Source organism: Micrococcus sp. HSID17227 (assembly GCF_003989405.1).
In the GTDB taxonomy this organism is placed as follows: Bacteria; Actinomycetota; Actinomycetes; order Actinomycetales; family Micrococcaceae; genus Micrococcus; species Micrococcus luteus.
Window position 1 is genome coordinate 1 of the sequence record NZ_RBLN01000469.1, and the last position, 750, is coordinate 750.

Here is a 750-nt window from a genome sequence, read left to right on the forward strand (position 1 = left end):
TGGACGCGGCGGCCTGCGGCGCCTGCTCGGCGCGCGGCCGGTGAGGGACCGAGGCGGGCACGGATGCACCTTCCGGGGTGGGCGGGTCGATGGACGAGGGGCGCTCAGAGGCCCTGCCAGGACGGCTTGGCCTCCCACATGTGGCGGTACTCCCCCGCGAGCTCGAGTCGCCCGGCGGCGGCCTCGTCCACGAGGACGGTCACATGCGGGTGCAGCTGCAGGGCCGTGACCGGCCAGCGCGCGCTCACGGGGCCCTCCACGAGCTGCCGCACCGCCTCGGCCTTGCCCTCGCCCCGGGCCAGCAGGACCAGGTGTCGGGCGTCGAGGATCGTGCCCACGCCCTGGGTGAGGCAGTGGGTCGGGACCTGGTCGAGGTCGCCGTCGAAGAAGCGGGCGTTGTCCCGCCGGGTCTGCTCGGCGAGCACCTTGATGCGCGTGCGGGAGGCGAGGGAGGAGCCGGGCTCGTTGAACGCGATGTGCCCGTCCGTGCCCACGCCGAGCAGCTGCACGTCCACGCCGCCGGCCTCGCGCAGCGCCTCCTCGTAGGCGGCGCAGGCGCCCGGGACGTCCGCCGCCCCGCCGTCCGGACCGTGCACGGCCTCCGGGGCGATGTCCGTGCGCACGACGAACTCCCGCTCGATCACGGTGCGGTAGGACTCGGGGTGTCCCGCGGGCAGGCCGACGTACTCGTCCAGCAGGAACGCGCGGCAGGAGCGCAGGGACAGCTCCCCGTCCCGGACCCGGCGGGCG

Annotated in this window: 1 protein-coding gene; it reads right to left on the reverse strand. The window is 75.7% G+C overall.

Annotation, left to right across the window (positions count from 1 at the left end; translation table 11 throughout):
* Positions 1 to 104 precede the first annotated feature (104 nt).
* Positions 105 to 750, reverse strand: a 646-nt coding sequence (locus D8M29_RS12700; protein WP_148111635.1) for a glucosamine-6-phosphate deaminase, incomplete at its 5' end; no start/stop codon positions are given.